Raw genomic sequence first — 4,789 nt, 5'->3', positions numbered from 1 at the left:
CGCCGCACCGGCCGCGGCCAGGCCGGCGGCCGTGGAGTCCAGCAGCGCCGACGGGGCCCCGACCACCAGCACGTCGCGGACCTCGCGCCGGGGCTGCGCGGGCCGCGCCTCGCGCACCCACTCCAGCGTGTGGTGCAGGGCGGCGGCCCGGGCCTGGCGGATCGTGCGGCGGGCGCTGTTGACCCGCTTCGCGGTGAAGCCGCGGACCTCCAGCACGGGGGTGCCGTCGGTCGCGCAGACCAGGACGTCGACCTTGCGGATCTCGCCGGTCTGCCGGAAGCCGGCGGCCGGCTCGATGACGCTGACACACTTCGCCGGCATCGGCCCGTGGATCGTCAACCGGTCGTAGGCGAGCGGCAGGTAGAAGTCCGGGTCGGCCTCCTCCCCGGTCCGCTCGCCGTCGTACAGGGCCCACTGGTGGAAGCCGGTCGCCAGGTCCAGCAGCGCCGGGTGCAGCACGTGCTCCGCGGTCTCCGCCGCGAACCTGGCGGGCAGCTCCAGTCGGCCGAGGGCGCGGAGCACCCCGACGTCGACCGTGCGCAGGCTCTCCTGCCAGCGGCTGCCGAACTCCATCGCCCGGTGCCCGGCCTGCAGCTGCGCGCCGTCCAGGGTGGCCAGCGTGCACCCGGCGGCGAGGGCGGTGAGGTCGGCCCGCGGCGGGGGCGGCGGGGTGTCCGCGGCGACCCGGCCGTGGACGTGCTCGGTCCACTGCCGGCCCGGCACCGCCGTCGGGTCGTGGCTGACGACCCGGAACCGCACGCCACCGTCCTCGTCGGCCCGCACGATGGTGTGGGCGACCCGCGGGCGACCCGCGGTGACGAGCAGCGGGACCTGGAACTCCACCTCGCCGACCGCGCTCACCTGCGCGCCCAGCAGGACGGATCCCGCGGCGCGGGCCATCTCCAGGTACGTCGTGCCGGGGACGATGGCCTCGGAGAGCATCCGGTGCTCGCTGAGCACCCAGTGCCGGTCGAGGTCGAAGGTCGTCCGGAAGACGGCCTCGTCGACGGTGTGGACCAGGAGTTCGTCGAGCAGGGGGTGCGGCGCGGACTCCGCCGGTGCCGCGGCGGCCGGTGCTGGCGCGGGGTCGAGCCAGAACCGCTTCCGCTCGAAAGGGTAGGTGGGCAGCGGCACCCGGACGGGGTTCTCCGCCGCGTGGTAGGCCTGCCAGTCGGGCCGCACCCCGGCCTGCCAGAGCAGCCCGAGGGCCCGCTGCGCGGCGGGGAGCGCCCCCCGGGCCTCGCGCGGGTGCGGAAGTGAGCCGACCACCGTCCGGTGCGGGGCGTCGGCGAGCTGACGCGAGACGAGGCTGCGGAGGGTCTGCCCCGGGCCCACTTCGAGGAACACGGTGTCCTCGTCCTCCGCCAGGGTGGCCACGCCCCGGGCGAACTCCACGGTGGCGACGACGTGCCGCCCCCAGTACCGCGGGTCGACAGCCTGGTCGGGGGTGATCCAGGTGCCGGTGACGTTCGAGACGAACGGCAGCCGCGGTTCCCGCATCGGCACCCGGGCGACCGCCGCGACGAACTCGTCCACCATCGGCGCCATCAGCGGCGAGTGGAACGCGCGGGAGGTGGCGAGCGGCCTGGCGGCGATCCCCTCGCCGGCCAGTTCCGCGGCGAAGGCCGCCAGCGGCTCCGGCGCACCGGCGACCACGCAGTCCGTCGGACCGTTGTGCGCCGCGAGGGTCAGCTCCGCGGGCAGCCGGGCGGCCAGGGTCGCCCGCTCGGCGGAGACGCTCAGCATGCCGCCGTCCGACTGCCGCTGCATCAGCGCGCCGCGCAGAGCCACCAGGCGCAGGGCGTCGTCGAGTTCGAAGACGCCCGCCAGCGTGGCGGCGACGTACTCGCCCAGGCTGTGGCCGATCATCGCGTCCGGGGCCACGCCCCACGACGTCCAGAGCCGGGCCAGGGCGTACTCGACGGCGAACAGGGCAGGTTGGGCGACCTCGGTCCGGCCGAGCAGCTCCGTCGCCCGTTCGTCGTCGTCGGGGCAGACGGCCAGCTCGCGCAGGTCCAGGCCGAGGACGTTCTCCAGTGGCGCGGCACAACGGTCCAGAGCGGCGCGGAACTCCGGCTGGGTCCCGTACAGTTCGCGGGCCATGCCAGGGTGCTGGGCGCCCTGGCCGGAGAAGAGCATCGCGACCTTCGGCGCGGCCGGGGCCGCGAGGCCGCTGGTGACCGCGGCCGGGTCCCGCCGCCCGAGCGCCGCGGCGGCGTCCTCCGGTGAGGCGGCCACGACGGCCCGGCGGTGCGGGAAGTGCTCACGGCCCCGGGACAGCGTGTACGCGACGTCCACCAGCGCCTGCGGCTCGGTGCGCAGGTGCTCGACGAGCCGGTCGGTGGCCTGCTCCAGGGCCTGCGGTGTACGGGCCGTCAGCACCAGCAGCTGGGAGGGGCGGGCCGGCTCCGGGGCGGGCGGCGGCGGCGCCTCCTCGACCACGACGTGGGCGTTGGTGCCGCCGAATCCGAAGGCGCTGACACCGGCGCGGCGCGGCCCGTCGCCCGGCTCCCAGGGCGTCAGCTCGCGCTGCACGCGGAAGGGCGTGGTCTCGAACCGGATGTCCGGGTTCGGCACGGTGAAGTGGAGCGTAGGCGGCAGCATCCGGTGGCGCAGCGCCAGCGTGGTCTTGATCAGGCCCGCCATGCCGGCGGCGGCGTCGAGGTGGCCGATGTTGGACTTGACCGATCCGATCGCGCAGAAGTCCGTGCGGTCGGTGCTCCGGCGGAACGCCCGGGTCAGCGCGTCGATCTCGATGGAGTCGCCGATCCTGGTGCCGCTGCCGTGCGCCTCCAGGTAGCCGATGCTGTCGGCCGCCACGTTCGCGACCTCCAACGCCTCCAGCACGACCGCGGACTGCCCGGTGACCCCGGGCGCGGTGAAACTCGCCTTCGTGGCACCGTCGTTGTTGACCGCGCTCCCCTTGATCACCGCGTGCACGGTGTCCCGGTCGGCCAGCGCGTCCGCGAGCCGCTTGAGCACGACGACCCCGGCGCCGTTGTTGAAGACCGTGCCCCGCGCGCCGGCGTCGAACGGGCGGCAGTGGCCGTCCGGCGAGAGGATGCCGTTCTCCTGGTAGCGGTACCCCTTCAGCGGAGCGGTCTTGAACGACACGCCACCGGCCAGCGCGAGGTCCGACTCGTAGTTCAGCAAGCTCTGGCAGGCCAGGTGGACGGCGACCAGCGAGCTCGAACACGCGGTGTGTACCGGGACGCTCGGCCCGTGCAGGTCGAGCTTGTAGGACACCCGGGTGGTCAGGAAGCCGAGTTCGTTGCCGAGCCCGACGTTCGAGGCCCCGATCGTCGCGCCCGCCTGCAGGTTGGCGAACACGTGGGGCAGGTAGGCGCTGGTGCCCGCCCCGCCGAAGACGCCGACGGTCGTCCCGCCGAGCCCGCTCGGGCTGTGGCCGGCGTTCTCCAGCGCCTCCCAGGCCGTCTCCAGGAACACCCGGTGCTGCGGGTCCATGATGGTCGCGTCGCGCGCGGTGTAGCCGAAGAACTCCGCGTCGAAGAGGTCGATGCCCTCGGTCCGGGCGCCCGCCCGCACGTAGTCCGCCTGCCGGGACAACTCCACCGGGACGCCGGCCGCGGCCAGTTCGTCCTCGTCGAAGAAGCCGACGGACTCGACCCCTTCGCGGAGGTTGCGCCAGAACCGGCCCGTGTCCGGGGCGCCGGGAAAGCGCCCGGCGAGTCCGATCACGGCGATGTCGGAACCGGACTCCGGTACGGCGCTGACGTCTTCCACGTGGAACCCATCCGCTCTGTGGTCTGCATCGGCTCGTGCCCGGATCGGGCCGCCGCACGGCGGCTCAGGCGTCAACTCCCCGGTGCGGGAAGGACGGTCGACCCGAAGGGAAAGCCTGGGCAAGGAGGGAAAAGAAGGGCGGGGCCCGGGGCCGCCGGACGGAACCGGCGGCCTCCACGAACCCGGCGGCCGGCCGGCCTCACTCGAAGGGCCGTCGCCGCGCATCGGGCTGATCGCATGGATCAACCACTCTGATATTCATACTCTTAGCAACCCTCCTGATTGTCAAGGGATCACTCCTGCGAAGCCTGGGCTTCGTGAGGCAGCGTCAGCACGTCGAGAGCGTCCATGAATTGGGCACCCAGCCGTGCGGCGAACCCGTCCGGGACCCGGTCCGGCCGGAAGCCGACCACCAGCCGCGCTCCTCCCCCGTCGCCCGGCCGCACCTCGGCGACGAGCTCGGTGGGCAGCCCGAACGGTTCCGGTCGCTCGAAGACGGCGCGGGCACCGGGCAGCGCCAGCACCGGGCTCGCGTTGTTCTGTAGCGCGAACATGTTCTGGAACAGCGGCGGGCGGGCACCCCGCGGCGGGTTCACCAGCTCCACCACCTCGCCGAACGGGACGTCCTGCGCCCCGAAGGCCGCTCGCACCGTGGCGGCGACACGCGTCAGGTCCGCCGGACCCGCCGCCTCCCGGTCGAACCGGAGCCGCATGCAGACCACGTCGATCAGGCAGGTCACGGCGCCTTCCAGGCCCGGGTCCCCGCGCAGCGCGACCGGGGTTCCCACCGCAAGGTCGTCCTGCCCGCAGAGTTCCGCCAGCGCCCGCCCGTACGCCGCCAACAGGACGGCGTACGGGGTGGTCCCGTGCGCCGCCGCACACCGGTCGACCCTCTCGGAGACGTCGTCGCCCAGGGGGAACACCAGGGACCGGGGCACCGCCGACGCGCCCGGGGCCGGCCGGCCCGGGTAGGCCAGCTCCGGGACGCCGGCCAGCTCGGCCCGCCACTGGGCCCGCTGCCGCTCCAGCTCGGCCGGGTCCGGGC

Annotated in this window: 2 protein-coding genes; both read right to left on the bottom strand. The window is 74.4% G+C overall.

Annotated features, from left to right (window positions below; genetic code table 11):
• Positions 1-3,744 (bottom strand): type I polyketide synthase (locus ABZ885_RS35545; RefSeq protein WP_360198246.1); only part of this gene is annotated, 3,744 nt, incomplete at its 3' end.
• A gap of 293 nt (positions 3,745-4,037) precedes the next feature.
• Positions 4,038-4,789: condensation domain-containing protein (locus ABZ885_RS35540; RefSeq protein ID WP_360198243.1), on the bottom strand; the 752-nt coding region annotated here is incomplete at its 5' end.

Source organism: Kitasatospora sp. NPDC047058 (genome assembly GCF_040643935.1).
Lineage (GTDB): Bacteria > Actinomycetota > Actinomycetes > Streptomycetales > Streptomycetaceae > Kitasatospora.
The sequence above is the reverse complement of the archived record's forward strand: the minus strand, read 5'-3'. Positions and strand labels throughout refer to the sequence as shown.